Source organism: Rhodovulum visakhapatnamense (assembly GCF_004365965.1).
Taxonomy (GTDB): Bacteria; Pseudomonadota; Alphaproteobacteria; order Rhodobacterales; family Rhodobacteraceae; genus Rhodovulum; species Rhodovulum visakhapatnamense.
In genome coordinates, this window is the sequence record NZ_SOEB01000013.1 from 21381 (window position 1) to 45733 (window position 24353).

At 66.4% G+C, this 24353-nt stretch carries 25 protein-coding genes and 1 pseudogene; 13 read left to right on the forward strand and 13 right to left on the reverse strand.

The genetic code is table 11. The features are described from left to right. The first annotated feature begins 100 nt into the window (after nucleotides 1–100). Genes EV657_RS12505 through EV657_RS12515 form a run of 3 tightly spaced genes read left to right on the forward strand, consistent with a single transcriptional unit; the run spans nucleotide 101 to nucleotide 4139 of the window. Nucleotides 101–853, forward strand: coding sequence for a hypothetical protein (locus tag EV657_RS12505; RefSeq protein WP_134078102.1), 753 nt, complete (start codon nucleotides 101–103; stop codon nucleotides 851–853). Continuing rightward, a complete protein-coding gene (locus EV657_RS12510; RefSeq protein WP_134078104.1) occupies nucleotides 850–3123 on the forward strand; it encodes a hypothetical protein in 2274 nt (757 codons plus the stop codon). The genes EV657_RS12505 and EV657_RS12510 overlap by 4 nt, the downstream gene beginning before the upstream one ends. A gap of 41 nt (nucleotides 3124–3164) precedes the next feature. Then, nucleotides 3165–4139 carry an AAA family ATPase gene (locus EV657_RS12515; RefSeq protein WP_134078105.1) on the forward strand — a complete coding sequence of 325 codons (975 nt, stop codon included), beginning with the start codon at nucleotides 3165–3167 and terminating at the stop codon, nucleotides 4137–4139. A 486-nt stretch (nucleotides 4140–4625) separates the two neighbouring features. On the opposite strand, the gene EV657_RS12520 is transcribed toward EV657_RS12515, so the two are convergent. After that, the gene (locus EV657_RS12520) at nucleotides 4626–4832 is read right to left on the reverse strand and encodes a hypothetical protein (protein WP_113670284.1); all 207 of its coding nucleotides are present in this window, start codon (nucleotides 4830–4832) and stop codon (nucleotides 4626–4628) included. Between the two features lie 119 nt (nucleotides 4833–4951). After that, nucleotides 4952–5065: pseudogene (locus tag EV657_RS22215) on the reverse strand (transposase); the annotation flags it as partial. A 237-nt stretch (nucleotides 5066–5302) separates the two neighbouring features. Between EV657_RS22215 and EV657_RS12525 the strand changes: the two are divergent. Further along, nucleotides 5303–6088, forward strand: a complete 786-nt coding sequence (locus tag EV657_RS12525; RefSeq protein WP_134078194.1) for an alpha/beta fold hydrolase — start codon at nucleotides 5303–5305, stop codon at nucleotides 6086–6088. Here the strand turns inward: EV657_RS12525 and EV657_RS12530 are convergent. Beyond that, nucleotides 6072–6536, reverse strand: coding sequence for a cytochrome b (locus EV657_RS12530; RefSeq protein ID WP_165828154.1), 465 nt, complete (start codon nucleotides 6534–6536; stop codon nucleotides 6072–6074). The two genes, EV657_RS12525 and EV657_RS12530, sit on opposite strands and share 17 nt — an antisense overlap. 310 nt (nucleotides 6537–6846) lie before the next feature. Continuing rightward, nucleotides 6847–7287 (reverse strand): DsrE family protein, encoded by a 441-nt coding sequence (locus EV657_RS12535; protein ID WP_075785298.1) that lies wholly within the window; start codon nucleotides 7285–7287, stop codon nucleotides 6847–6849. 197 nt (nucleotides 7288–7484) lie between these two features. Here EV657_RS12535 and EV657_RS12540 point away from each other — a divergent pair, with 197 nt between their 5' ends. After that, nucleotides 7485–7760 carry a hypothetical protein gene (locus EV657_RS12540; protein ID WP_113670280.1) on the forward strand — a complete coding sequence of 92 codons (276 nt, stop codon included), beginning with the start codon at nucleotides 7485–7487 and terminating at the stop codon, nucleotides 7758–7760. A gap of 41 nt (nucleotides 7761–7801) precedes the next feature. On the opposite strand, the gene EV657_RS12545 is transcribed toward EV657_RS12540, so the two are convergent. The 5 genes from EV657_RS12545 to EV657_RS12565 form a co-directional block, all read right to left on the reverse strand. Continuing rightward, on the reverse strand, nucleotides 7802–8044 hold the full coding sequence (locus EV657_RS12545; RefSeq protein ID WP_075785296.1) for a hypothetical protein: 243 nt from the start codon (nucleotides 8042–8044) through the stop codon (nucleotides 7802–7804). Between the two features lie 119 nt (nucleotides 8045–8163). Continuing rightward, nucleotides 8164–8553, reverse strand: a complete 390-nt coding sequence (locus EV657_RS12550) for a RidA family protein (RefSeq protein WP_075785295.1) — start codon at nucleotides 8551–8553, stop codon at nucleotides 8164–8166. A gap of 3 nt (nucleotides 8554–8556) precedes the next feature. Then, entirely contained in the window at nucleotides 8557–9822 is a 1266-nt protein-coding gene (clpX, locus tag EV657_RS12555) for an ATP-dependent Clp protease ATP-binding subunit ClpX (protein WP_075785294.1), read from the reverse strand. A 169-nt stretch (nucleotides 9823–9991) separates the two neighbouring features. Next, on the reverse strand, nucleotides 9992–10621 hold the full coding sequence (locus EV657_RS12560; protein ID WP_075785293.1) for an ATP-dependent Clp protease proteolytic subunit: 630 nt from the start codon (nucleotides 10619–10621) through the stop codon (nucleotides 9992–9994). Between the two features lie 278 nt (nucleotides 10622–10899). Then, nucleotides 10900–11385 (reverse strand): MarR family winged helix-turn-helix transcriptional regulator, encoded by a 486-nt coding sequence (locus EV657_RS12565; protein ID WP_075785292.1) that lies wholly within the window; start codon nucleotides 11383–11385, stop codon nucleotides 10900–10902. Nucleotides 11386–11660: 275 nt separating this feature from the next. Between EV657_RS12565 and ectA the strand changes: the two genes are divergently transcribed. Genes ectA through EV657_RS12585 form a run of 4 tightly spaced genes read left to right on the forward strand, consistent with a single transcriptional unit; the run spans nucleotide 11661 to nucleotide 15417 of the window. Further along, on the forward strand, nucleotides 11661–12200 hold the full coding sequence (gene ectA, locus EV657_RS12570) for a diaminobutyrate acetyltransferase (protein WP_113670278.1): 540 nt from the start codon (nucleotides 11661–11663) through the stop codon (nucleotides 12198–12200). Nucleotides 12201–12254: 54 nt separating this feature from the next. Then, complete coding sequence (gene ectB / locus EV657_RS12575) at nucleotides 12255–13538, forward strand: diaminobutyrate--2-oxoglutarate transaminase (RefSeq protein WP_113670277.1); 1284 nt, start codon at nucleotides 12255–12257, stop codon at nucleotides 13536–13538. Between the two features lie 4 nt (nucleotides 13539–13542). Beyond that, nucleotides 13543–13938, forward strand: coding sequence for an ectoine synthase (locus EV657_RS12580; protein ID WP_075785289.1), 396 nt, complete (start codon nucleotides 13543–13545; stop codon nucleotides 13936–13938). 48 nt (nucleotides 13939–13986) lie between these two features. Further along, nucleotides 13987–15417 carry an aspartate kinase gene (locus EV657_RS12585; RefSeq protein WP_075785288.1) on the forward strand — a complete coding sequence of 477 codons (1431 nt, stop codon included), beginning with the start codon at nucleotides 13987–13989 and terminating at the stop codon, nucleotides 15415–15417. Nucleotides 15418–15656: 239 nt separating this feature from the next. On the opposite strand, the gene EV657_RS12590 is transcribed toward EV657_RS12585, so the two are convergent. Then, nucleotides 15657–16199 (reverse strand): MOSC domain-containing protein, encoded by a 543-nt coding sequence (locus EV657_RS12590; RefSeq protein WP_134078109.1) that lies wholly within the window; start codon nucleotides 16197–16199, stop codon nucleotides 15657–15659. 146 nt (nucleotides 16200–16345) lie between these two features. Between EV657_RS12590 and EV657_RS12595 the strand changes: the two genes are divergently transcribed. The 3 genes from EV657_RS12595 to EV657_RS12605 are packed head-to-tail and all read left to right on the forward strand — an operon-like array spanning nucleotide 16346 to nucleotide 19956. Beyond that, nucleotides 16346–17581: an ABC transporter substrate-binding protein gene (locus EV657_RS12595; RefSeq protein ID WP_134078111.1), complete on the forward strand. Its 1236-nt coding sequence runs from the start codon at nucleotides 16346–16348 to the stop codon at nucleotides 17579–17581. 3 nt (nucleotides 17582–17584) lie between these two features. Continuing rightward, nucleotides 17585–19273, forward strand: a complete 1689-nt coding sequence (locus tag EV657_RS12600) for an ABC transporter permease (RefSeq protein ID WP_134078112.1) — start codon at nucleotides 17585–17587, stop codon at nucleotides 19271–19273. Further along, nucleotides 19270–19956 (forward strand): ATP-binding cassette domain-containing protein, encoded by a 687-nt coding sequence (locus tag EV657_RS12605; RefSeq protein ID WP_134078114.1) that lies wholly within the window; start codon nucleotides 19270–19272, stop codon nucleotides 19954–19956. Before EV657_RS12600 ends, EV657_RS12605 begins: the two co-directional genes overlap by 4 nt. On the opposite strand, the gene EV657_RS12610 is transcribed toward EV657_RS12605, so the two are convergent. Next, nucleotides 19902–21074 (reverse strand): type III PLP-dependent enzyme, encoded by a 1173-nt coding sequence (locus tag EV657_RS12610; protein ID WP_371412617.1) that lies wholly within the window; start codon nucleotides 21072–21074, stop codon nucleotides 19902–19904. The two genes, EV657_RS12605 and EV657_RS12610, sit on opposite strands and share 55 nt — an antisense overlap. 331 nt (nucleotides 21075–21405) lie before the next feature. On the opposite strand from EV657_RS12610, the gene EV657_RS12615 reads away from it, so the two are divergent. Then, complete coding sequence (locus EV657_RS12615) at nucleotides 21406–22338, forward strand: L-lactate dehydrogenase (RefSeq protein ID WP_134078116.1); 933 nt, start codon at nucleotides 21406–21408, stop codon at nucleotides 22336–22338. A 6-nt stretch (nucleotides 22339–22344) separates the two neighbouring features. Here EV657_RS12615 and murD read toward each other — a convergent pair whose 3' ends face one another. Both murD and EV657_RS12625 read right to left on the reverse strand, forming a co-directional pair. Beyond that, a complete protein-coding gene (gene murD / locus EV657_RS12620) occupies nucleotides 22345–23748 on the reverse strand; it encodes a UDP-N-acetylmuramoyl-L-alanine--D-glutamate ligase (RefSeq protein ID WP_134078117.1) in 1404 nt (467 codons plus the stop codon). A gap of 195 nt (nucleotides 23749–23943) precedes the next feature. After that, entirely contained in the window at nucleotides 23944–24345 is a 402-nt protein-coding gene (locus EV657_RS12625; protein ID WP_075785280.1) for a hypothetical protein, read from the reverse strand. Nucleotides 24346–24353: the final 8 nt, after the last annotated feature.

The window sequence follows — 24353 nt, forward strand, 5'->3', positions numbered from 1 at the left end:
CACGCTACCGACAGCGGTTGGGCGTGGCAAGAGTGGCATGTCCTCTTGAAAAGAAACAAAAATGCACCCGGCGCAACGCTGTTCCGGGAACGGAGAAGTCATGTCTGCCGATCAGACTATTGATCATGACAGCTGGAACTACTCGCCGGCGAAGCTGCCCAGGCAGTCCAAGATCAAACTCGGGCGGATCCACGGTGTCCTGCCTTTCACCGGCGTTCGCAATCCCGGCTTCCGGAGCTCGAGCTCGCATCGGGTGTGGATGACGTATAGGACCATCGCGAATGACTTCCAGCCCAAGTCCGGCATTGCCGAAAGTGCAGCGGAAGCCGCCGTCGCCCACGAGCTGCTGCTCTCGCCTCTCCTCTATGATCTGCAATTCCAGCCGCTGACGGTCTATCTGCGTCCTGGTGACCGCAAAGGTCCGAGCTATACTCATGACCTGCTTGCCACTTTCGTGGATGGACGGCGCGTACTCGTCTTTGTCCGCAATTCCGACAGCTTGGAAAAGCCCAAGACATGGCGCGAAATCGAAACGATCCAAGCGGTGACACCCTCGAGCGCTGCAGATAGCATGATCATCGTCGATGCTGGCCGCTATTCGCGACAGCGACGGGAAAACCTGTTCCGGCTGCATGAGGCCGTCCAGACACCCGATCCGGAGATCGACGACGTGGTGCTCTGGACAGCCCGCAGCCATTGTTCACTCTGGCTGATGCGGGATCTTTTTCCGCTGCTCGACTTGCCGCAGAAGACGGTCTTTAAATCCTGCTACCGCCTGATCGCGCGTGGCGCCCTGCGTGCGAACCTCGATCATGTGATCGCGGAATGGTCGCGCGTCGAGGTTGCGTCATGACGATCGCGCCTCGCTACAACTTCGAAGCCGGAACCGAAATCGTGGTCCAGGGGCGTGACCTCTTGCTCCACAAGGTCGGTGCGCAAGGCTATGAACTCGCGGACCCGACGGGCGGCCAGATGAGTATTCTTGGGTTCTCGTCCTTCGTCGAAATGATGAAATCCGGCGCCGTGACTTTCGCCCCTTCCCAGCTTTTGCCAGAGGGGAGTGCCAAGCTGAGGTTGGGTGGTCTGAGCGTTGCGGCCCAACTCTCAGATGAGCAACGGACTTATGGCCGTTTCCACTACGCGTTATGCAGGGCGATCGACGAGCTCCATCGGCACCGAACCATTGTCGAGGGCAATGAGGACTTCCGGATTTCCATCGGCGCCTTGAACGACCCCGCGAACAGGAAGTTTTTGCGTCCGCTCGTCGAAGCCTTTTTTGGCGAGCGTGTGCATCTTGGAGCAGCCACCTTGAAGGGCGGCCGGCAGAAGAGCTGGTTTCTCTACAAAGGGCGGACGCTAAAGAAATACTACGGGATCTATCAGGGTCTCCAGGACGGTGATGATGTCATCGCTGGGCTGGCAACACTTGATCACCTCAAAGGCAACGAGAAACCGCGTCTGCCCTTGCGTCTGAAAGAACTCATGACAGCGGCGTGGGAGGAGATCGGCCTGGATCTCAAGGGACCGTCGGTGGCGAATGTGCATGGCTACCTTGCAGCACTGATCAACAGGGAAAACGGGCAGCGGGCGCTCAACGACCTCCCCGCGCTCCCGGTCCCATCCCATCAATCCGTTCTTCGTCACCGCAAGGAGCTACTCACGCCGACCGAATACATGGTCGCGACGAAGGGCGAGCGGCACGCGCGCAACAAGCGGGGCCGCGGCAGTTCTGACGTGCGGGCGCTCATGATCGGCGAATTCTGTGAGATGGACGAGTGTCGGGCGTCCCTGATTACCTCGGCCAAGGCCAAAGGCTATTGGCATACGCTCTCTGAAGACATGAAGAAGGCCATGGAATGGGCGGATGAGGAGATCCGCAGCCGCCTCAGCATCCTTGTCATGATCGATGTCGCAACACGCATGCCGCTGGCCTGGGTTGTCAGCGACCAGCCAAAAGCGGAAGCCACGATGCAGCTGCTGCGGATGGCAACGCGCGACAAGACCCGCGAAAGGCGCATCTACGGTTGCGAGGGCGAGGCTATGCCGGGCATGGGGCTCGGCATGGTGCGCAACGACAACGGTACCGGTCTGCGGAACGCCGAGGTCAAGTCCGCGCTCATGGGGATCGCATCGGCGAATACCGATGTGCGGACCCACGCCTCCGCCGACAAGCCGTATGTCGAGCGGATGTTCGGCACCACCGAATCCGTCTTGTTCAAACTGCTTCACGGCTACACGGGTCGCAAAGCAGGAGAGCTGCCTGGATATGACGCCAAGAAATCAGGCGTCCTGGATATCGATCTCCTCTATGAAATCCTGACCAAGTTTTTCATCGACGAGTACCCGTCCCTGAAACACATGGGCGTCGGTATGAGCGGGCGCCGCCCAGCAGAGGTCTATCAAGAACTGAATGAGACCAGGGAGACATTTCGTCTTTTGGATGAAGATCTCCGTCGCATTCATCTGGGCTGGCCATTCAAGGTGCAACCCAACGATGAGGGTGTGCGTGTGCTTGAAGGCCTCTTCTATTCGTCAGACGAGTTCCAGACTGCCCGCGAACACCACCAGGGCAAGGTCACCGTTTATATCGACCCGGACGATCTGAGCTTTGCGACCGCAGTGCTTCCGCGAGATCCCGACCCATACAGGCTGGCACTCCAGACGACCGTCTTCGCAGATCTGACCGTGTCCGAATTCTTGGAGTTGATGACGCAGTACCGGCGCGAAAACCCCGAGTTGACAACGCTCTATGAAGATCGGATCGCAAAGGTTCGCCTCGAGAGACATGAACAGCTCAAGAAAATCGGCGTCGAGCGACGGCTGCCCAGGAGCTATGTCAATGTGGGTGAAGCCCGCAAGATGGCCAAGAGCCTGTTTGCCTCATCTCGGCTGGTCACCACGCACGTGCCGGTCGACACGGTCGCCCCAGGTACTCTGGCCACCGCGATCTCGGGCCCGGGGATCCTGCCACTCGGCGGAGCAAGCCTCATCGATCACGCGCCTGTGGAGACGACCTCTACGCCAGCACTACCAGCCAGGACATCGAAGCCCAAGGCGGAGAAGCCGTCGTCGGAGCCCCCTGTCCGGCTCGGCCGCCCCGCCCAGAAGGGCGAGCTCTCGTAACTACCGCCATCTCAACGACGTCCAGCAATTCAAGGATACCCATGGGTTTCATCGACCAGAACCGCGTCAACGCATCACTTGCTCTGCAGCGTGGCCACTATACCTTCCCGCGCGCGGCAAAGCTCCGCGAAGCTTTCGAAAACTGCCTGCACGACTACTACGTCAAGGCCTCCATCGGCGGGCATTTCGAAGTACGCGGCATGCTGGTCACCGGAGAATCCCGGGTCGGCAAGACTTCCGAGACAGTCAGGCTCATAGAGGAATTCAACGCCAGCATGACGAAAATGCCCAACGGGAAGGTTGGCAAGATTATCTACTGCAAGCTGGATGGGTCGATCAGCTGGAAGGATCTGGGTCACAAGACTCTTGAGGCACTCGGTTACCCCGCGAACCCCCGGCGCACCCAAGGGGAACTCTGGAACATGGTTCGCCACCAGTGCCGCGAACAGGGCGTCATTGGCCTCTACTACGACGAATGCCAGCACGCCTTCACCTCCGGAAAAACGTCCAACGAGAAGCTCCTCGACCGTTTCAAAGCACTGATGAAGGAGCCGGATTGGCAGTTGATGCTCATCTTGTCAGGCGTCCCGGTCTTGGCCAAACATGTGAACTCTGAAGAGCAGATCGCCCTTCTCCTCTCCCATATCCATTTCGATGAGATCCACCTGGGCAGGTTCGCTGATCCGACAAGGGATCCGGACATGATCGAACTGAACAAGCTCGTCTACACCTATGCCGAACGCGCCGATATCGATGTCGAAGAGCTTGTTGATGTCGATTTTCTGCAGCGCCTCGATTTTGCCTGCGCTTCCAGGTGGGGCCTCGTCATCGAGCTGCTGATCCGCGCCTTTGGCTTGTGCCGACTTCGCGGCCAGACGACCGCCACGGTCAAAATCTTCTCCGAGGCCTATGCCCAGAACTCCCGCCTGCCTCAGGGCCTGTGCCCCTTCACCGCACCCGGTTATCGCGACATGATCGACGGCGACAAACTCATGGAGATGGTGCTGGACGATTAGCGGCTGGCCAATACCGGTGTGGACGTTTCAGGGCTCGCATTGCGGGCCCTTTTTTTGGCCGTAGCCGTGCATGCTTATGTGTCAACTGTGCATGCTTATGCCTTGCGGTGAAGAGCGCCCTACGGCAAGCACCTGAAATAAATAACATATTTATGTACAACACAGCTGCCGAATCATCTGGGCGTGCAAGCTTATGGTGCATTGGCACACTATTGCCAATGCACCATAAGCTTGCACGATTTGGCGTCTCTCATGCACACCCCCTGTCAAGAGACTTGGGGTGCCATGTTGAAGATTTCGCCTAGCACACTTAGATAGAACGGTGTTTCGGCATAACCCGTGGCTAGCAGTCATTTTTCTCCCTGAGTTTTCAAGAGTGCCACAACCGGCTCAACAGCCTTCCGAAGATAGACCGGCCCGGCATCCAAGCCGTTCGGTCGGAACGGCTGGACCCCCTCGTTCTGGAGAACGGCCCGGATCGTGTTCCTATGCGCACCGGTTTCGGCCGACAGAACCGTTGGTGTCGTAACTCACACTGTAGTCGATCAGTTGGGCGAACTGCCCCTTGTAGTGCGGATAAACCTCATTGAAGCGGTCGACGATGAACCGGGCATGCTTGCTGTTCTTGGCGAAGATGATCGTCTTGCCAAGCCGGTCACCGCCTTCGACTTTGATCCCGTTGCCGGTGGCCATTACCAGAAGAGCTTTACGTTGGGCATCCCGCTCGATGGCCTCTCCGACCCTGCGGATGGCCCGCTGTTGGTAGAGACGCCCGCCATTGTCCTCGGACCAATGGCGGACAATGGCTCACTCCGCTTGAGCTTGGCGTCCTCGGCCTCGAACTCCCGCAGCCGCTTGGCGTCAGATGCTTCCATCCCGCCGAACTACTTCCGCCACGTATAGAACGTCGCCCTGCTGATCCCGTGTGTCGTGCGCCAGGGACGCAGCCACGGCGGCCGCGTCGACCGCACCGCAGCGCAGACGCCGCAGGCGAGACTTTGATCCTCTACCTGTTTGCGCGATCGGCCCGGAGCTTGCCGACGCGATCCCGGGGTCCGAGATCGGTCAGAGCACAGGGTCCCCGCCCGCAACCGGCCCCGGGATCGGCCCCCGCGTTGCGGAAGGCACTGGCTCCGGGCGCGCGGCGCCGCTATCTCTGCGCCATGCTCGCGACACATGTTCACGGCGATGCCACAGCCGCCGCGCCCCTTCTGATCGTCCATGGCCTCTTCGGGTCTGCCCGGAACTGGGGCGCCATCGCGCGGCGCCTGTCCGACAGCCGCCGGGTGATCGCAGTCGACATGCGCAACCATGGCGACAGCCCATGGAGCTCGACCCACAGCTATCCGGACCTGGCCACCGATCTGGCCGAGGTGATCGAGGCCGAGGGCGGGCGCGCGGACGTTCTGGGTCATTCGATGGGGGGCAAGGCGTCGATGGTGCTGGCGCTGACGCGTCCCGAACTGGTCGACCGGCTGATCGTAGCCGATATCGCGCCGGTGGCCTATGACCATACCCAGCTCGGGCTGATCCATGCGATGCGCGGGCTCGACCTGTCCGCCATCGAGCGGCGCGGCGACGCCGACCGGGCGCTGGCCGCCTCGGTCGAGGATCCCTCGACCCGGGCCTTCCTGCTGCAATCGCTGGATCTGCGGGCCGACCCGCATCGCTGGCGGCTGAACCTCGACACGCTGGAGGCCGAGATGCCCCGGATCATGGGCTGGCCCGAGGCCATCGACGGGCAGTTCGACGGCCCGACGCTGGTTCTGGCCGGGGCGAACTCGACCTATATCCGCCCCGAACATCGCGACCGTATCAAGGCGCTGTTCCCGGCCGCGCGCTTTGCGAAGATCCCCGGCGCGGGGCATTGGCTCCACGCCGAGAAACCGAGAGAGTTCGAGGCGGCGGTGCGCGCCTTCCTCGACCTGGCGCCTAGCCCTCGGCCTTGAGCATCCGGGTCAGGGTGCCGTCCTTCTTGATGTATTGCCCCATCAGGGCGGCCGCCACGTGCAGCAGGATCAGCAGCACCAGGATCACGCGAAACCCGGCATGCAGCCCCGCGGCCAGGCCCGAGCCCAGCGACCAGGCCAGCATACCCGAGACGGGCAGCGCCACCATCAGCACGTAAAGCCCGCCATGGATCACCCGTGCCAGCAGGACCTGCGCGGGCGAATGGGCCGGATCGGGCGCAGGCACCCCGTGCAGGAAGCGCAGCCCCAGCCGCCAGAAGGCCAGCACCAGGATCGACAGCCCGATCAGGATATGCAGCCCCACCAGAAGGCTGAAACCCTTCTCGCCCGTGTCCATGTATTGCCCGAAGGCATGGCCCATGCCGTTCCCGAACAGGAACTGCACCACGACCAGCCCGAACACCGCCCAATGCAGGCGGATTTGCATACTTGAATAGCCCTTGACCGACATCGATGGCCCTCCGATCGTCCTTTGCCCGAAACGACCGCCGGCATCGCGGGCGGTCGGAAGATGGCCCAGCGCCATTCGCCAGAACGCCGGCACGGCCACCGCCTGCCTCGCCGCTGCGGCGGGCGAAAATCGGTATCGGCGTGCCGTCGCCCGGTGCGGAGACGGCGGCAAGGCTCACACCCGGAAAGGTAGAGGAATTCCGCGCGGCGGGCAGTGCGGCTTGGCGAAGCATCCAGCCGGTCGGGGGCGCGCGGGCCGGTGGGAACACGCCGCCCCGCGCGACCGTTCAGAACGACCAGACCCGGCTCTGGCGGTCCAGCAGATCGCGCGCCATGGCATCGGGTTTCGCGACGCCCACGCCCTCGATCAGCGCCTCGGGTCCGGCGGCCCGCCCGGGCAGGTAGATCGCACAGACCTCGGCCCGGGCCCCCTTGCCGATGGCCGCCGCAAGGGCGGCCTGCGGGCTCATCCCCGCCGGGGGCTGGGGCTCTGTGGCCGCCGCGGGCGGGTCTGCCAGCGCGATATCGCCCGCAGGCCCGCACAGCAGGACCCTGACCGCCGCCCCGCGCTCAAGCGCCTGCAGCGTCAGGACCAGGCCCATCAGCTGGGTCTGCGGGTTCGGATCGGTCAGCACGGTGACAAGCGTGCGCACATCCCTGGCCGCCGCCGGGGCCGCTGCCAGCGCCAGTGCGACCGCCGCGATCAGGGCCGTTTTTCGGGGTGTCATGAGGTCTCTCCCTGTTTTCGAAACTCTTGCGCAGAGGGAATAGACCGCCGGGCCGGACCGGGCAGTGACTAAGGCACAGAGGCGCGGTGACAAGGCCGGGCCCGGGGGCTGACGCGCGGAAAAACACTTGACCGGAATCAAACGGACAGCACGGTATCCATGCTAGACTTGGCTTGGCGCATCAGGGGAAGACAGGGATGATTTCGCTCGACGATATCGAGGACATGACCAGCCTGACCCGCGACGAGATCGCGGCCATCGCACTTCACGAGCATGTGCCCGAGGCCGATGCCTCGCTTTTGGGCGAATACCTGATGCATGTCCATAACGGCCCGCAACGGGTGATGGCCATGATCTGCGACGACATCCGCGCCGCCCTGCATGCCGACGATCTGGAGGGTGCGCGCGCGCTTTACGGGGTGCTGCATGCCTTCCTGATCGCCCATCCCGACGCCGCCCGGGGTGCCAGCTAAGACCCCGACAGCGCACCTGCCGGGGCCAATCAGACGGTCGGTCAGACTTCGGGCAGGCCGCCCCTCAGGCGGTCGGCCTCGGCGCGTGTCGGCCAGCGCGGATCGGATTGCTTGATCCGGCGCGAGACGACATAGGCCGCGGGCCAGGCCAGGACACAGCCGATCCCGGCGCCGATGGCGACCGCGATCCAGCTGTAAAAGCCCAGCGAGAACATGACGATCACCAGCATCCCGGTGATGACGGCCCCGGTCATCGGGGTCAGAAGCAGGCTCAGACGGTCCATGAATACCCTCCCTTGTCATGGGTCACGCAAGGGCACTACGCAGACGGGGCCACGGCGGATGCATCGGCCGCGGCCACGGCGCGTCACGAAGCGGTGAGCGTTGGGGAAAAGGCCCGGCGCTAGGGCACGGCGGGCAGCCGGGCGGTGACCTCGATCTCGATCTTCATCTCGGGCTCCATCAGCCCGGCCAGGATCATCGTGGCCGCGGGCCGGGCCCGGGCAAAGGCCTCGGACAGGACCGGCCAGCAGGCGGGCCAGTCGGCCCGGTCGGGCAGGATGTAGCGGACCCTGACGACATCGTCGAGCGAAGCGCCCGCCTCGGCCAGCGCCGCCGCGATGGTGGCCAGCGCATTGGCGCATTGGGTCTCGACCGCGGCGGGCATGGTCATGGTGGCATAGTCATAGCCGGTCGTCCCGGCCACAAAGACCCAGCCATCGGCGATGACCGCGCGGGAATACCCGATCTTGGCCTCGAAGGGCGAGCCGGTCGAGATCAGACGGCGGGCCAAGGCTCAGCCCGCGGTCTTCCCTTCCTTCTTGCTGTCGGCATAGATCATCAGGGGCGCGGCATCGGCATTGACCGCTTCCTCGTTGACCACGACTTCCTGCACCGCATCCATGCCCGGCAGATCGAACATGGTGTCGAGCAGGATATCCTCCATGATCGACCGCAGGCCGCGCGCGCCGGTCTTGCGCGCGATCGCGCGCTTGGCGATGGCGGACAGGGCATCCTCGGTGAAGGTCAGCTTGGTGTCTTCCAGTTCGAAGAGCCGCTGATACTGCTTGACCAGCGCGTTCTTCGGCTCGGTCAGGATCTGCACCAGCGCCGCCTCGTCCAGATCGGTCAGCGTGGCGATCACCGGCAGACGGCCGACGAATTCGGGGATCAGCCCGAATTTCAGCAGGTCTTCGGGTTCCAGTTCCTTGAACGTCTCGCCGACGCCGCGCGAGTCGTTGTCCTTCACATCGGCGCCGAAGCCGATGGCAGAGCCCTTGCCGCGCTGCGCGATGATCTTTTCAAGACCGGCGAAGGCGCCGCCGCAGATGAACAGGATGTTCGTCGTGTCGACCTGCAGGAATTCCTGCTGCGGATGCTTGCGCCCGCCCTGGGGCGGCACCGAGGCGACGGTGCCTTCCATGATCTTCAGCAAGGCCTGCTGCACGCCCTCGCCCGACACGTCGCGGGTGATCGAGGGATTGTCGGACTTGCGGGTGATCTTGTCGACCTCGTCGATATAGACGATGCCGCGCTGCGCGCGTTCCACGTTGTATTCCGACGCCTGCAGCAGCTTGAGAATGATGTTCTCGACATCCTCGCCGACATAGCCCGCCTCGGTCAGCGTGGTCGCATCGGCCATGGTAAAGGGCACGTCGAGAATGCGCGCCAGCGTCTGCGCCAGCAGGGTCTTGCCGCAGCCGGTAGGGCCGATCAGCAGGATGTTCGACTTGGCCAGCTCGATATCGGCGGACTTGGCGCCGTGATTGAGCCGCTTGTAATGGTTGTGCACCGCAACGGACAGCACACGCTTGGCATGCATCTGACCGATCACGTAATCGTCCAGCACATCGCAGATGTCGCGCGGCGTCGGCACGCCGTCGGTGGCCTTCAGCCCCGAGGTCTTGGTCTCCTCGCGGATGATGTCCATGCACAGCTCGACGCATTCGTCGCAGATGAACACGGTCGGCCCGGCGATCAGCTTGCGGACTTCGTGTTGGCTCTTGCCGCAGAACGAGCAGTAGAGCGTGTTCTTCGAGTCGCTGCCTGAATTCGTCGCCATGTCGGTCCTCTGCGGTCGTCGTCTGTGCCGCCCTGTCCGGGCAGAAGCGGCTGGCTTACCTCGGTTGCCTCGGCCTCGGGTCAGCGTAGGCCAAGGCGCACCGGGGCACAATGTCAAATTCCGCACCATGCGGCGGGGCCGGATCGGGCCCCGCGCCGGGCGAAAGCGGTTACTTCGCGTCCTCGACCGCGCTGCGGCTTTCGACGATCTCGTCGATCAGGCCCCAGGCCTTGGCGGTTTCGGCATCCATGAAATTGTCGCGTTCCAGCGCGTCGATCACCGACTGAAGATCCTGCCCGGTATGCTTGACATAGATCTGGTTCAGCCGGTCCTTCAGCTTCTGGGTTTCCTGGGCATGGATCATGATGTCGGTCGCCTGCCCCTGGAACCCGCCCGAGGGCTGGTGCACCATGATCCGGCTGTTGGGCAGCGAGAAGCGCATGCCCGGCGCCCCGGCGGTCAGCAGCAGCGAGCCCATAGAGGCCGCCTGCCCGACCACCAGCGTCGAGACCTTCGGCTTGATGTATTGCATCGTGTCGTAGATCGACAGGCCCGAGGTCACAACGCCGCCCGGGCTGTTGATGTACATCGAGATGTCCTTCGACGGGTTCTCGGCTTCCAGATGCAGAAGCTGGGCCACGATCAGGCTCGACATGCCGTCGTGAATCGGGCCGGTGATGAAGATGATCCGCTCCTTCAGGAGGCGCGAGAAGATGTCATAGGCCCGTTCGCCACGAGAGGTCTGTTCGACCACCATGGGCACCAGGTTGTTCATGTAATGCTGGATCATGTCGGTCATAGTCGCCTGCCTCTGGGTACGTTCGGCCGTTGGATGCTGACGGGCGTGGATGCGCCCCGCGTGTCAGAACGAGTCTTAGTTTCGCGCCAGACCCCCTGCAAGGGCCATGGGATCTTTTCCTTTCCGCCGTTCCCGCCCCCTGCCCCGCCCGGGGTGCGGCCGCACAGGTCGGGGACGGCCTGCCCAGGCTGCGCCGCGGCGCGTTAACGATCCGCTTCCACGGGCGGTCGGCGCCCCGGACTGCTGCACCTCGACGCAGCGTCGCCGCGCGCGGCTGCCTATTCTTCGGGCAGGGTTTTCCGGATATCGCCCAGATCGAGGACGGGCGCCGCATCGAGATGCCCCGCATCCAGCAGCGCCGCAACCCGTTCGAGCGCGGCGACCAGCATCGCCTGTTCATAGTCCGGCAGCTTTTCGAAGGCGGTGACATAGCGGTCATGCAGCGGATCGGGCGCCCGGTCGATGGCGGCCCGGCCTTCGGGCGTGATCGCGATGTTCATCTGACGGCGATCGGCTTCGGACCGGCGCCGGTCGACCAGACCCTTGGCCACCAGCCGGTCGATGAGGGTGGTCATCGTCGCCTGCGACACGCCCATCCGGGTCGCGATCGTCTTGGGCGTGCTCTGCCCGGTCTCGGCCACGATCTGCAGCACGCGGATCTGCACCGCGGTCAGCCCGGCGGCGCGGGCCAGTTCGCGGCCATAAAGTTCGGTCGCGCGGAGGATCCGGCGCAAGGCGATCAGGCTCAGTTCGGACCGTTTCACGACCCCTCCATGGTTCGGCAGCCCCTTGACGGCGCACGGTTTTCACCAAACGGCGCCGGGCGCAAGAGGCATGCGCTTCGCATGACAAAATTCCCTGGAACAATGGCAGCAATTCAGGGTTGAAATTCCGTAACGCACTCGATGGCTCGTAGTTCATTTTTGCGGCAATACGTGAAATTTTGTGCCTTTTGCATCGGCATATTGAAATTTCGTATGGCTAACTATATTCCAGACCCGTGCGACGCAGCCCGTGCCACAAGGAGGACAGCAGAGCCATGACGACCACGATCCAAGCAAGCCCCCGGCGCCCGAAGACGCCGATCACCTTCCGATCGCCCACCGGCGCGGACGGGCCCGCCGTCTGGGCATTGATCCGCGCCTGCAAGCCGCTCGACGAGAATTCGATGTATTGCAACCTGATCCAGTGCGATCACTTCGCAGAGACCTGCATCCTGGCCGAGATGGACGGCGAGATCGTCGGCTGGATCTCGGCCTATCTGCTGCCGAACGATCCCGAGACGCTGTTCGTCTGGCAGGTCGCGGTGTCGGACAAGGCACGCGGCCACGGACTGGGGCGGCGGATGCTGTTCGAGCTGCTGGACCGCGAGGCCTGCGATGGCGTGATGCGGCTGAAAACCACGATCACCCGTGACAACGATGCTTCCTGGGGGCTGTTCCGCGGCATCGCCCGTCGCCTCGGTGCGCGCATCGAGGACGAACCCCATTTCACCCGGTCCGACCATTTCGACGGACGCCACGCCACCGAACACATGGTGACGATCCGGCTGGCCGAGGCCCTGACCCGGGCGGCCTGACGACGTTCTTCGTGCCTTTCGCTTTCCCGTTTCCAGAAACCCGAGGACATTCCCATGTCGACTGTTGAGACAGCCGAAACCGCCATTTACGACCGCCGCGAATCGGAGGTCCGGTCCTATTGCCGGAATTTCCCCGTCAGCTTCGCCCGCGCCGAGGGCGCGACGCTGACCGATGCCGAGGGCAATGCCTATACCGACTTCCTCGCCGGGTGCTCGTCGCTGAATTACGGACATAACGATCCCGACATGAAGGCCGCGCTGATCGCCCATATCGAGCGCGACGGGCTGGCCCATGCGCTGGATCTGCATACCGAGGAAAAGGCTGCCTTCCTGACGGCCTTCGAACACCACATCCTGCGCCCGCGCGGCATGGACCATCGGGTGATGATGACCGGCCCGACCGGCACCAACGCGGTCGAGGCGGCGCTGAAACTGGCGCGCAAGGTCACCGGACGGCGCAACGTGATCGCCTTCTCGAACGGCTTTCACGGCATGACGCTCGGCGCGCTGGCGCTGACCGGCAATGCCGGCAAGCGCGGCGGCGCGGGCGTGCCGCTGCCCGACGTGACCCACATGCCCTTCGAGAACTCGATGGGCGATCTCGACACGCTCGACTATCTCGACACGATGCTGTCGAACCCGTCCTCGGGCATCGACGCGCCCGCCGCCTTCATCGTCGAGCTGGTGCAGGGCGAGGGCGGGCTCAATGCCGCCTCCTGCGAGTGGGTGCAGGGTCTGGCGCGGCTGGCCGAGAAGCACGGCGCACTCTTCATCGTCGACGACATCCAGGCCGGGATCGGCCGCACCGGCAGCTTTTTCAGCTTCGACCATATGGGCATCGAGCCCGACATGGTGACGCTGGCCAAGTCGCTGTCGGGATTCGGGCTGCCCTTCGCCTGCGTGCTGGTCCGGCCCGACCACGACATCTGGAAGCCGGCCGAACACAACGGCACCTTCCGCGGCAACACCCATGCCTTCGTCACCGCCCGCGTCGCGCTGGAGAAGTTCTGGGCCGATGACGACCTGCGCAACGAGGTCGCGCGCAAGTCGCAGGTGCTGGAAGAACGCCTGAGCCAGATTGCCGGGCGGATCGAGGGCGCGGCGCTGAAGGGCCGCGGCATGATGCGCGGCATCGACGTCGGTGACGGCGATTTCGCGGCCCGGATCTGCGCCGACTGCTTCCGGCGCGGGCTGATCATCGAAACCTCGGGCGCCCAGGACGAGGTGGTGAAGGTGCTGGCGCCCCTGACCATCCCGATGGAGCAGTTCCGAAAGGGGCTCGACATCCTCGACGCCGCTGTCGAAGCCTGCGCCCCTTTTCCCATCGCAGCGGAGTAAGACAATGATTGTACGCGATTTTCACAAGCTCAAGGATACCGATCGCGCGGTGTCGGATGCGCGCTGGACCTCGGTCCGGATGCTGCTGGCCGATGACGGGATGGGCTTTTCCTTCCACATCACGACGCTGCAGGCGGGCTCGGAACACACGTTCCACTACAAGCACCATTTCGAAAGCGTCTACTGCATCTCGGGCAAGGGCTCGATCACCGACCTGGCCTCGGGCGAGACCTTCCAGATCCGCCCCGGGGTGATGTACGCGCTCGACCAGCACGACCACCACACCCTGCGGGCCGAGGAAGAACTGGTGATGGCCTGCTGCTTCAACCCGCCGGTCACCGGCACCGAGGTGCACCGCGAAGACGGGTCCTACGCGCCCGTCGAGGAACTCGCCGACTGACTCCCAATACAGGACGCTCCCGGGGCAACCCGGCGGGCGCGACACACAGTGACCAAGCGACATCATACCGTCGAGAAGATCGGCGGCACCTCCATGGCGCGGGTCCACGAATTGGTGGACACGCTTTTCACCCGGGGCCGAGAGGCGCCGGAGTACGGCCGCATCTTCGTGGTCTCGGCCTTCGGCGGCATCACCGACCTGCTGCTGGAACAGAAGAAAACCGGCGAGCCCGGGGTCTACGGGCTTTTTGCCAATGCCGATAACGACCACGCTTGGTCGGACGCGCTGAACCGCGTCGCGGGCGCGATGCGCGAGGCTCATGCATCGGTCCTGGGCCATCCCGCCGACATCGCCGCCGCCGACGATTTCGTGCGCGAACGGATCGAGGGCGCGCGCTCCTGCCTGATCGACCTGCAACGGCTTTGCTCTTACGGGCATTTCCGGCTGGCCCATCACATGGGGCTGATCCGCGAGCTGCTGTCGGGGCTGGGCGAGGCGCATTCCGCCTTTGCCACGGCCGCCCTTTTGCGGCGGCGCGGGATCGACGCGCGCTTCGTCGATCTGTCGGGCTGGCGGGACGAAACCGAATGCACCCTCGAAGACCGCATCGTCGAGGGGCTGCGCGATGTCGACATCTTCCACGAGATGCCGATCGTGACCGGCTATGCGCAATGCTCCGAAGGGCTGATGGCCGAATTCGACCGCGGCTATTCCGAAGTGACCTTCGCCCGGATCGCGGCCCTGACCGGCGCGGGCGAGGCCATCATCCACAAGGAGTTCCACCTGTCCTCGGCCGACCCGAAACTGGTCGGCGCCGAGGCGGTGGTGAAGCTGGGCCACACCAATTACGACGTGGCCGACCAGCTGTCGAACATGGGCATGGAGGCCGTGCACCCCAAGGCCGCCAAGATGCTGCGGCAGGCGGGCATTCCGCTGCGCGTGACCAATGCCTTCGAGCCCGAGGACCCGGGCACGCTGATCGACGATGCCGAGGCCGAAACCGCGCGGGTCGAGATGGTGACCGGGCTGGGCGTCTATGCGCTGGAGCTGTTCGAACAGGACATGGTGGGCGTCAAGGGCTATGACAGCGCGATCCTCGACGTGCTGACCCGGCATCAGGTGCGGATCGTCGCCAAGACCTCGAACGCGAACACCATCACGCACTATCTCGATGCGCCGCTGAAATCGGTGCGCCGGGTCGAGCGCGATCTCGAGGCCAAGTTCCCGGGCGCCACGCTGACCGCGCGCAATCTGGCGGTGGTGGCCGCCATCGGGCGCGATCTGAAGGGGCTGAAGGTGCTGGCCCGCGGGCTTGCCGCGCTCGACGCGGGCGGGATCGACCCCGTCGCCGTGCAGCAGACCACCCGCGATGTCGATGCCCAGTTCGTGGTGCCGCGCGAGGCCATGGACGACGCAATCCGCGCGCTGCACAGCGCCCTTGTCTCGGAGGGGCGGCAGCCCGAGGCGCTGGCCGCCTGACCCGCGCCGTGGCAATGGCCTGCCGCCCGGGCCCCGGCGGCCCGGGAGCGGAAAGGCGGGAAAGGAACCGTCGGCGAGGCTGCGCCTAACCCGCGCAACTTGACCGAATGATCTGGAAAAAATGACTGGACCCCGTTCGGACGCATCCTTTCCCGGGCACAGTGTCTCGTGACGCCGCCTGCGAGGCAACTTGGGGAAAACCCGCAGATCCGCCCCCGGGAGGGCAATTCAGGCCACTTTCAGACCCGGTCGAGCGGGCGGTGCGGCCCGGGCGGCAGCTCGACCCCGACCGGATCGCCCGGCCGCAGCTCTCCGCCGGTCTCGACCACGCCCATCACCCCCGCCTTCCGCCGCAGGCTTCCATCCGCCCGGTGCTCCAGCACTTCGGCCAGAAGCCCCGGCCGAAAGCTCTCGATCTGGGCGCAGGGATTGCGCAGCCCGGTCAGCCGGACGCGGGCTGTCGCGCCCAGATGCAGCACGGTCTCTTCCGGCAGGCCCAGAAGATCGAGCCCCCGCGTCAGGACGTTCTCGCCCAGATCGCCCGGCGCCAGCGCAAAGCCCTTTGCGGCCAGCGTTTCCAGCAATTCGGCTCCGATCAGGTGAACCTGCCGCAAGTTGGCCACCGTCGGGTCCCGCCGGACCCGCGACCGGTGCTGCACCGTCACCCCGGCATGGGCGTCGCCCTCGACGCCAAGCCCCGCGATCAGACGGATCGACGGTTGGCAGGTCTTGGAAAACCGGTGCGTTCCGTCCCGGGCGACCGTCACCACCTTGCCTTGCATCCTCGCCCCCTTACCCTGACAGATGACACTTGCGGGGACCGCTCCGGTCCCGGCGGGACGGGTTTACACGGGCTTGTGCGACAGGTCCGTTTCATTTTTGATCTTTCCCGGCCCCCGCGCCGGGCCGCCATGAAGGAGACTGCCGCATGCGCCTGACCGCCTCCCGTCTTGCCCGGGCCTGCCTTCCGGGCCTGCTGACCGGACTTGCGCTGCCTGCGCTGGCCGCAGGCCCGGACCCGGACCCGGCCGACTGGCCCGCCGTGCTGGCCGAGGCCCGGGGCCAGACCGTCTACTGGAACGCCTGGGGCGGGGCTGCGGCCACCAACGATTTCATCCGCTGGGCCGCCGGCGAGGTCGGGGACCGCTACGGCGTGACGGTCGAGCATGTGAAGCTCGCCGATACCGCCGATGCGGTCAGCCGGGTGCTGGCCGAAAAGACCGCCGGCAAGGACACGGGCGGCGCGGTCGATCTTGTCTGGATCAACGGCGCCAATTTCGCCGCGATGAAAGAGGCGGGGCTCTTGTTCGGCCCCTGGGCCGGGGATCTGCCCAACTGGCGCTTCGTCGATACCGTGGGCAAGCCCGCCGTGACCGCCGATTTCACCGTCCCGACCGACGGGTTCGAGGCGCCCTGGGCGATGGCACAGGTGGTCTTCTATCACGACACGGCACGGCTCGGCGATCCGCCAAGGACCATGCCCGCACTGCTGGACTGGGCCCGCGCCCATCCGGGCCGCTTCACCTATCCGCAGCCGCCCGACTTCCTCGGGACCACCTTTCTCAAGCAGGCGCTGTACGAGCTGGCCCCCGACCCGTCGGTTCTGCAAACCCCCGCCGACGAGGCCGGATATGACGCCGTGACCGCACCGCTTTGGGCCTTTCTCGACGATCTGACCCCGCATCTGTGGCGGCAGGGCCGGGCCTATCCGCAATCCGGCCCGCAACAGCTGCAACTGATGGCCGATGGCGAGATCGACCTTGCGATCTCGTTCAGCCCGGGCGAGGCGTCGACCGCCATTGCCAATGGGCAACTGCCCGACACGGTGCGGACCTTCGTGCTGGAGGGCGGCACCATCGGCAATGCCAGCTTTGTCGCCATCCCCTACAACGCCTCGGCCAGGGCGGGCGCGATGGTGCTGGCGAATTTCCTGCTGTCGCCCGAGGCGCAGGCCCATGCCCAGGACCCCGACATTCTGGGCTATGGCACGGTGCTGGCGATGGACAAGCTCGCCCCCGACGACCGCGCCCGCTTCGAGGCGCTCGATCTTGGCATCGCCACCCTCTCGCCCGCCGAGCTTGGCCCCGCCTTGCCCGAGCCGCATCCCTCCTGGGCCACCCGGATCGAGGCCGACTGGACCGCACGTTACGGCACGGCCCGGTAGCCCATGCGCCCGCTGCGCGCCGCGCCCGCGCTGACGCTTGTCCTGATGCTGGGGCCGGTATTGGCCGGACTTGCCGGAACCCTCGCCCCGGCGCTGGGGGTCTTCCCGGCGCTGGGCGGCCACACGCTCAGCCTCGAGCCCGCCCGCGCGCTTGCCGCCTGGCCGGGCCTTTGGCAGGCGGTGGCGCTGTCGGTCGGGACCGGCCTGGCCGCGACGCTGATCGCGCTTGGCGCGGTCACGCTGTTTGCCGCCGGATGGGCGGGTACACGGGCGATGGGCCTGCTTGAACGGCTGCTCTCGCCGCTTCTGGCGGTGCCGCATGTGGCCGCCGCGCTGGGGCTGGCCTTCCTGATCGCCCCCTCGGGCTGGATCGCGCGCGCCCTGTCGCCCTGGGCCACCGGCTGGCAACGCCCGCCCGATCTGCTGATCCTGCAGGACCCGATGGGGCTGGCGATGATCGCGGGGCTCGCCGCCAAGGAGATCCCGTTTCTGCTTCTGATGACACTGGCCGCGCTGCCGCAGGCGGCACCCGCCCGGCGGCTGACCATCGCGCGCGCGCTCGGATACGGGCGGACGACCGGCTGGCTCAAGGCGGTCTTTCCGGCCGTCTATGCCCAGATCCGCCTGCCGGTCTATGCGGTGCTGGCCTATTCGATGTCGGCGGTCGATGTGGCGATCGTGCTTGGCCCGTCGACGCCGCCGCCGCTGGCGGTGCAGGTGGTCCGCTGGATGTCCGATCCCGACCTGAGCCTCAGGTTCCGGGCCGCCGCCGGAGCGATCCTGCAACTGGGGCTGGTCCTCGCGGCCCTTGCGCTCTGGCGGCTGGGCGAGGTGGGCGCGGCCCGTCTCGGCCGCCGCTGGGCCGAGGGCGGTGCGCGGCACATGGCCGAGCCGGTGCTGCGCGCCGCCGGTCTGGGGCTTGCGGCGCTGGCGGCGGCGGCGGTGATCTTCGGGCTTGCCGGGCTCGCGCTCTGGTCGGTCGCGGGCTTCTGGGGCTTTCCCGACGCCCTGCCGGACGGCATCGGGCTGCGAAGCTGGGCGCGCCACGGCCAGGCGCTGATCGCGCCCGCGCGCGAGACCCTGCTGCTGGCCGGTCTGGCCACCGCGCTGGCGCTGGCCCTGACGCTGGCCTGCCTCGAGGCCGAGCATCGCTTCGGGCTTGCCCCCGGCAGTCGCAGCCTTTGGCTTCTGTACCTGCCGCTGCTGGTGCCGCAGGTGGCCTTCCTGCCGGGGCTTCAGACCCTTGCGCTGAGCCTCGGCGCGGGGACCGGGCGCGGCACGGTGGTGCTGGCCCATCTGGTCTTCGTGCTCCCTTATGTCTTTCTCGCGCTCTCGGCGCCCTGGCGGGCCTGGGACCCGCGCCACGCCACCGTGGCCGCGGCCCTTGGCGCCGGTCCCGGCCGCATCTTCCGGACCGTGCGGCTGCCGATGCTGCTGGCGCCGGTGCTGACCGCCGCAGCGGTAGGCTTCGCCGTCTCGGTCGGGCAATATCTGCCGACGCTGCTGCCCGGTGGCGGGCGGATCAGGACGCTCACGACCGAGGCGGTGGCTCTGGCCGCAGGCGGCGACCGGCGGATCATCGGCGTGACCGTTCTGGTCCAGACCGCCCTTGTCGCAGCCCCCTTCGCACTGGCTTTGGCCGCCCCCCGGCTGATCTACCGCCACCGCCGCGGGATGCGGGGGGCCGGATGACCGGGCTGCGGCTTGAGACTATCGTCCTCGCCCGGGGGGGCGAACCGCTGATCGCGGTCGAGGCCCATGTCGCCCCCGGCGAGGTTCTCAGCGTGATGGGGCCCTCGGGCTCTGGCAAGTCGACGCTGCTGGCCGCAGTGATCGGCACCCTGCCTCCGGCCTTCACCATGACCGGCCGCGTGGTGCTGAACGGGCGCGACGTGACGGCCCTGCCGCCCGAAGACCGGCGGGTCGGCATCCTTTATCAGGACGAGCTGCTGTTTCCCCATCTCAGCGTCGGCGGCAACCTCGCCTTCGCCCTGCCCCGCGCACTGCGCGGCCGCAAGGCCCGCCGCGCGCGGATCGAGGCCGCGCTGGACGAAATCGGCATGGCGGGGTTTGCCGACCGCGACCCGGCCACTCTGTCGGGCGGCCAGAAGGCTCGGGTCGCGCTGATGCGGATGCTCCTGGCCGAGCCGCAGGCGCTGTTGCTGGACGAGCCCTTTTCGCGGCTCGATGCGACGCTGAGGGATCAGATCCGCGCGCTGGTCTTTGCCCGCGCGCGGGACCGGGGCCTGCCGGTCCTGCTGGTCACCCATGACCGGGCCGATGCCGAGGCGGCAGGCGGCCCGGTGATCGCACTGTCAGATCAGATGACGACGACGTCCAGGGGCGGGAAACCGTTGAAACCGACCGAGGAATAGCTGGACGTATAGGCGCCGCAGTTGCGGATGATGACCTTGTCGCCCGAGCGAAGACCCACCGGCAGCTGGACCGGACGCTTTTCGTACAGCACATCGGCGCTGTCGCAGGACGGACCGGCCAGGATGCAGGGGCCGGTCGCCTCATGGTCGCGATCGGTCGCGAACTGGTAGCGGATCGCCTCGTCCATGGTTTCGGCCAGCCCCGAGAACTTGCCGATGTCCAGATAAACCCAGCGATAGGTGTCGTCGTCGGATTTCTGCGACACCAGCATCACCTCGGCCGCGATGGCGCCGGCCTCGGCCACCATGCCGCGCCCCGGCTCGGCCATCACCCGCGGCACCGCGCCGAAACGCTCGGTCACCAGGCGCATCACCTCGGCCGCATACAACGCGGGCGGCTGCACGTCCTCGCCGTAATAGGCCGGGAAGCCGCCGCCAATGTTCAGGAGGTCCAGATCATAGCCCTCGGCGCGCGCGGCATGCCAGATCTCGGCCACCTCGTTCAGCACCGGCAGCCACATCTCGGCGCGGCGGGTCTGGCTGCCGACATGGAAGGACAGCCCGGCCGGACGCAGGCCCAGCGCGACGGCGCGCGCCATCAGCGGCGCGACCTTCGCGGGCGCGCAGCCGAACTTGCGGCTGAGCGGCCAGTCGGCCTGCGAGGCGGTGACGAGCACACGGATATAGACCTCGGCGCCCGGGGCATGTTCGGCGATCTTGTCCAGCTCTTCCTCGGCATCGGCCGCGAAGAGGGTCACGCCCGCGCGATGGGCGAAGGCGATGTCGGCGACGCGCTTGACGGTGTTGCCGAAGGAGATCTGGTGCGGCGCGGCGCCCAGCCCGAGGCACAGTTCGATCTCGCCGCGCGAGGCGGCGTCGAAATGGCAGCCGAGGCCGACGAGGCGCTCGATCACTTCGCGGGCGGGGTTCGCCTTGACCGCGTAATGGATGGCGGCCTGGCCGAGCCCCGCGCGCAGCGCGTGGAAGCGGTCGGCGACGCGATCGGTGTCAAGCACCAGGGTCGGGCGCTCGAAGCTGTTGGCACGAATGTAGGATTCCACGCGGGAAGTCGACAGCACATCAGTGCCGCCGACGAAGTCGGCTTGCGTAGCGTACATGGTCATCTCCAATAGACCCGGCCATCTATGACCGCTCAGTTCCAAGGGAGACGTTACCGTCGCTACGTGACCATGAGGGCCAGAGGCGCGTGCGTTGGCGTCTGTAAATCGGCCAAATAGGGCCGGACCTGAGTCGACGCAAGAGGAAATCTGAGACGCGTTCCGGTTTTTTTGCCCCGACACGAAAGCGTGATCCGAAGCGCACGGGACCGGCCGGAGAATCGGGTATTTTTGCCAAGAAGAACCGAGGTTTGTTTAAGTTTCCGTTACGCCCGGGGCCGCTGGCAGTCAGACCACGCCCGGTTGTATCGCTGTCAGAAAGGAGAGGCCGATGAAGGTTGGGATCGTGGGTGCGGGCATGGTGGGGTCGGCGGCGGGCTATGCGCTGGCGCTGACCGGGGCCGCCAGCCGGATCGTGCTGGTCGACCGCAGCGAGGCGCTGGCGCTGGCCCAGGCCCAGGACATCGCCCATGCGGTGCCCTTCGCCTCGGCGGTCGCGGTCGAGGCGGGCGGCTACGAGGCGCTGGCCGGGGCCGATGTGGTGATCCTGGCGGCGGGCGTCGGGCAGAAGCCCGGGGAAAGCCGGCTCGCGCTGCTCGAACGCAACGCCGCGGTCTTCGAGGACGTGATCAAGGCGGTGCTGCGGGCGGCCGTCGATCCGATCCTGCTGGTCGCGACCAATCCGGTCGATGTGATGACCCATGTGACGGCGAAGCTTGCCGGGCTTGCCCCGGGACGGGTCTTCGGGTCGGGCACGATCCTCGACACCGCGCGGTTCCGCAGCCTCGTCGCGCATCACCTCGGGCTCGCGCCGCAATCGATCCACGGCTATGTGCTGGGCGAACATGGCGACAGCGAGGTGCTGGGCTGGTCGGGCGCGCGGGTGGGGTCCGAACCTCTGGCCTCGGTCGCGGCCCAGCTTGGCTGCGCCATCACCGCCGATGTGCGCGCCCGGATCGACGACGGGGTGCGGCGCGCGGCCTACCGGATCATCGAGGGCAAGGGCGCCACAAATTACGGCATCGGCGCGGGGCTGGCCCGCATCGTGCAGGCCATCGGCCGCGACGAGGGCGCGGTGATGTCGCTGTCGCTGGTCACGCCCGAACTCGCGGGGGTGCAGAACGTGGCGCTGTCGCTGCCGCGCGTGGTCGGCGCGCAGGGCATCCGCTCGACCCTGATGCCGACGCTCGACGCCGACGAGATCGCGGCGCTGACGGCCAGTGCGCGGATGCTGCGCGACACCTCGGACGCGCTGGGGCTGTAAGGCGCCTCAGCCGCCGATCCGCGCCCGCACCCGGGCGATGAAATCCTCGCCGCGGCGCTCGAAGCTGTCATACTGATCGAAGCTGGCCGCGGCGGGAGCCAGCAGCACGACCTCACCGGGCTTGGCCTCGTCGGCGGCGCGGGCGACAGCGGCTTCCATCGTGGTGCAGACCTCATGCGGGATGTCCTTGAGGTGCAGCGCGAAACCCGCCGCCTCGCGGCCGATCACATAGGCCTTCGCGACATGGCCGAGATAGGGCAGAAGCGGCCCCAGACCGCCCTCCTTTTCCAGCCCGCCGCAGATCCAGCGGATCTCGGGGAAGGCCGCCAGCGCCATCGCGGCGCTCGCCGCATTGGTGGCTTTGCTGTCATTGACGAAGCGCACGCCCTCCGCCTCGGCCACCAGCTGGCTGCGATGGGGCAGCCCCGCGAAGCTGCCCAGCGCCTCCTCGATCTGTTTCGGCCCGATCCCCAGACAGCGCGCCGCGGCATAGGCCGCACAGGCATTCTGGTGGTTATGCGCCCCGGGCAGTCCGGCGATGGCGCGCAGGTCGATGCTGGCCACCTGCCGCCCCTTGCGCCATTCGGTCAGGAAGCCCTTGCGGGCAAAGACCAGCCAGCCCGGCCCCGACAGCTTCTGCCCGGACGAGATCCGGATCACCCGGTCATCCGCCGCGCCCTCGGCCAGCTGGTTGGCCAGGAACATCCCTTCGGGCTCGTCCACGCCGATGATGGCGCGGTCCGGCCCGCCCTCGGCAAAGAGCCTGCGCTTGGCCGCGAAATAGCCGCCCCGGCCGCCATGCCGGTCCAGATGGTCGGGCGAGAGATTGGTGAAGACCGCGATGTCGGGCGTCAGCGCCCGGGCAAGATCGGTCTGGTAGGACGAAAGCTCCAGCACCACCGCCGCGCCCTCTCCCGGCGGGTCGATATCCAGCACGCCCCGGCCGATATTCCCGGCCAGCTGGCTGGGCCGGCCCGCGCTTTCCAGCACGTGATGGATCAGCGCCGAGGTGGTCGACTTGCCGTTCGAACCGGTCACCGCGATCACCTTGGGGGTCGCCTCGAGCCGGTCCCAGTCGGGCGTCGCGAAGGACCGGAAGAACAGCCCGATATCGTTGTCGACCGGCACGCCCGCCGCCCATGCGGCCGCGATCACGCGGTTCGGAGCGGGATAGAGATGCGGGATGCCGGGGCTCACGATCAGCGCGGCCACGTCCTCGAAGGCGCCCGCGCGGGTCAGATCGACGGGCTGGAAGCCCTCGGCCTCGGCGGCGGCGCGGGCCGTCTCGTTATCGTCCCAGGCCAGGACCTCGGCGCCGCCCGCGCGCAGTGCCCGCGCGGCCGACAGGCCCGAGCGGCCCAGCCCCAGCACGGCCAGCCTCTGGCCCTCTACCCCACGCACCGGAATCATGCCCTGTCCTTTCGCTGTCAGCGGCGCGACGATGCCCCCGGGCACAGCCGGGCGCAAGCGGCGGCGGGCCGGGCGACGGCCCCGAACACGGGATGGCGGAACGGACAGGCGCCCGCTCCGGTCAGGAGGCGGGCGCCAGGGATCACGCGTCGCAACGCACCTCCGGGGCCGACCCCCGGACCGGGACCGGAAAACTCAGCCCAGCAGGTAGGACCAGCCCAGCATCACCGGCGGCACGACCGCCACGGCGAAGGAAAAGGCCAGACCGGTGGCCTTGTTGCCGCCCATCCGCTGCACCGCGCCCGCAAGCGCCGGGGCCAGGATGATGCCCGCCACGAAGATCGGGATGATCTTGCCGAAGATCGGTGCGCAGTTCTGCGGCTGGGCGAAATTCGCCTCGCAATAGGGCACGATCTGGTCGGAGAAGATCACCGCCAGGACCAGCAGGTAGCCAATGCCTGCCCAGACCGCATAGGGCGGAACGCCGTTCCAGGACCTGAGCTTCACGTCGGGCGTGACCGCGTGCAGGGACGGGGTGCCGAGCCGCGCGGCCGGCGCAAGATAGTTGTAGGTGTTTTCGACCGGGTTCATCTGCATATCTCTTC

Excerpts from the sequence above, each read along its gene's own strand:
- EV657_RS12505 (WP_134078102.1), top strand. The coding sequence starts at position 101 with ATGTCTGCCGATCAGACTATTGATCATGACAGCTGGAACTACTCGCCG.
- EV657_RS12510 (WP_134078104.1), top strand. The coding sequence starts at position 850 with ATGACGATCGCGCCTCGCTACAACTTCGAAGCCGGAACCGAAATCGTG.
- EV657_RS12515 (WP_134078105.1), top strand. The coding sequence starts at position 3,165 with ATGGGTTTCATCGACCAGAACCGCGTCAACGCATCACTTGCTCTGCAG.
- EV657_RS12520 (WP_113670284.1), bottom strand. The coding sequence starts at position 4,832 with ATGGCCACCGGCAACGGGATCAAAGTCGAAGGCGGTGACCGGCTTGGC.
- EV657_RS12525 (WP_134078194.1), top strand. The coding sequence starts at position 5,303 with ATGCTCGCGACACATGTTCACGGCGATGCCACAGCCGCCGCGCCCCTT.
- EV657_RS12530 (WP_165828154.1), bottom strand. The coding sequence starts at position 6,536 with ATGCAAATCCGCCTGCATTGGGCGGTGTTCGGGCTGGTCGTGGTGCAG.
- EV657_RS12535 (WP_075785298.1), bottom strand. The coding sequence starts at position 7,287 with ATGACACCCCGAAAAACGGCCCTGATCGCGGCGGTCGCACTGGCGCTG.
- EV657_RS12540 (WP_113670280.1), top strand. The coding sequence starts at position 7,485 with ATGATTTCGCTCGACGATATCGAGGACATGACCAGCCTGACCCGCGAC.
- EV657_RS12545 (WP_075785296.1), bottom strand. The coding sequence starts at position 8,044 with ATGGACCGTCTGAGCCTGCTTCTGACCCCGATGACCGGGGCCGTCATC.
- clpX (WP_075785294.1), bottom strand. The coding sequence starts at position 9,822 with ATGGCGACGAATTCAGGCAGCGACTCGAAGAACACGCTCTACTGCTCG.
- EV657_RS12560 (WP_075785293.1), bottom strand. The coding sequence starts at position 10,621 with ATGACCGACATGATCCAGCATTACATGAACAACCTGGTGCCCATGGTG.
- ectA (WP_113670278.1), top strand. The coding sequence starts at position 11,661 with ATGACGACCACGATCCAAGCAAGCCCCCGGCGCCCGAAGACGCCGATC.
- ectB (WP_113670277.1), top strand. The coding sequence starts at position 12,255 with ATGTCGACTGTTGAGACAGCCGAAACCGCCATTTACGACCGCCGCGAA.
- EV657_RS12580 (WP_075785289.1), top strand. The coding sequence starts at position 13,543 with ATGATTGTACGCGATTTTCACAAGCTCAAGGATACCGATCGCGCGGTG.
- EV657_RS12590 (WP_134078109.1), bottom strand. The coding sequence starts at position 16,199 with ATGCAAGGCAAGGTGGTGACGGTCGCCCGGGACGGAACGCACCGGTTT.
- EV657_RS12595 (WP_134078111.1), top strand. The coding sequence starts at position 16,346 with ATGCGCCTGACCGCCTCCCGTCTTGCCCGGGCCTGCCTTCCGGGCCTG.
- EV657_RS12600 (WP_134078112.1), top strand. The coding sequence starts at position 17,585 with ATGCGCCCGCTGCGCGCCGCGCCCGCGCTGACGCTTGTCCTGATGCTG.
- EV657_RS12605 (WP_134078114.1), top strand. The coding sequence starts at position 19,270 with ATGACCGGGCTGCGGCTTGAGACTATCGTCCTCGCCCGGGGGGGCGAA.
- EV657_RS12610 (WP_371412617.1), bottom strand. The coding sequence starts at position 21,074 with ATGTACGCTACGCAAGCCGACTTCGTCGGCGGCACTGATGTGCTGTCG.
- EV657_RS12615 (WP_134078116.1), top strand. The coding sequence starts at position 21,406 with ATGAAGGTTGGGATCGTGGGTGCGGGCATGGTGGGGTCGGCGGCGGGC.
- murD (WP_134078117.1), bottom strand. The coding sequence starts at position 23,748 with ATGATTCCGGTGCGTGGGGTAGAGGGCCAGAGGCTGGCCGTGCTGGGG.
- EV657_RS12625 (WP_075785280.1), bottom strand. The coding sequence starts at position 24,345 with ATGCAGATGAACCCGGTCGAAAACACCTACAACTATCTTGCGCCGGCC.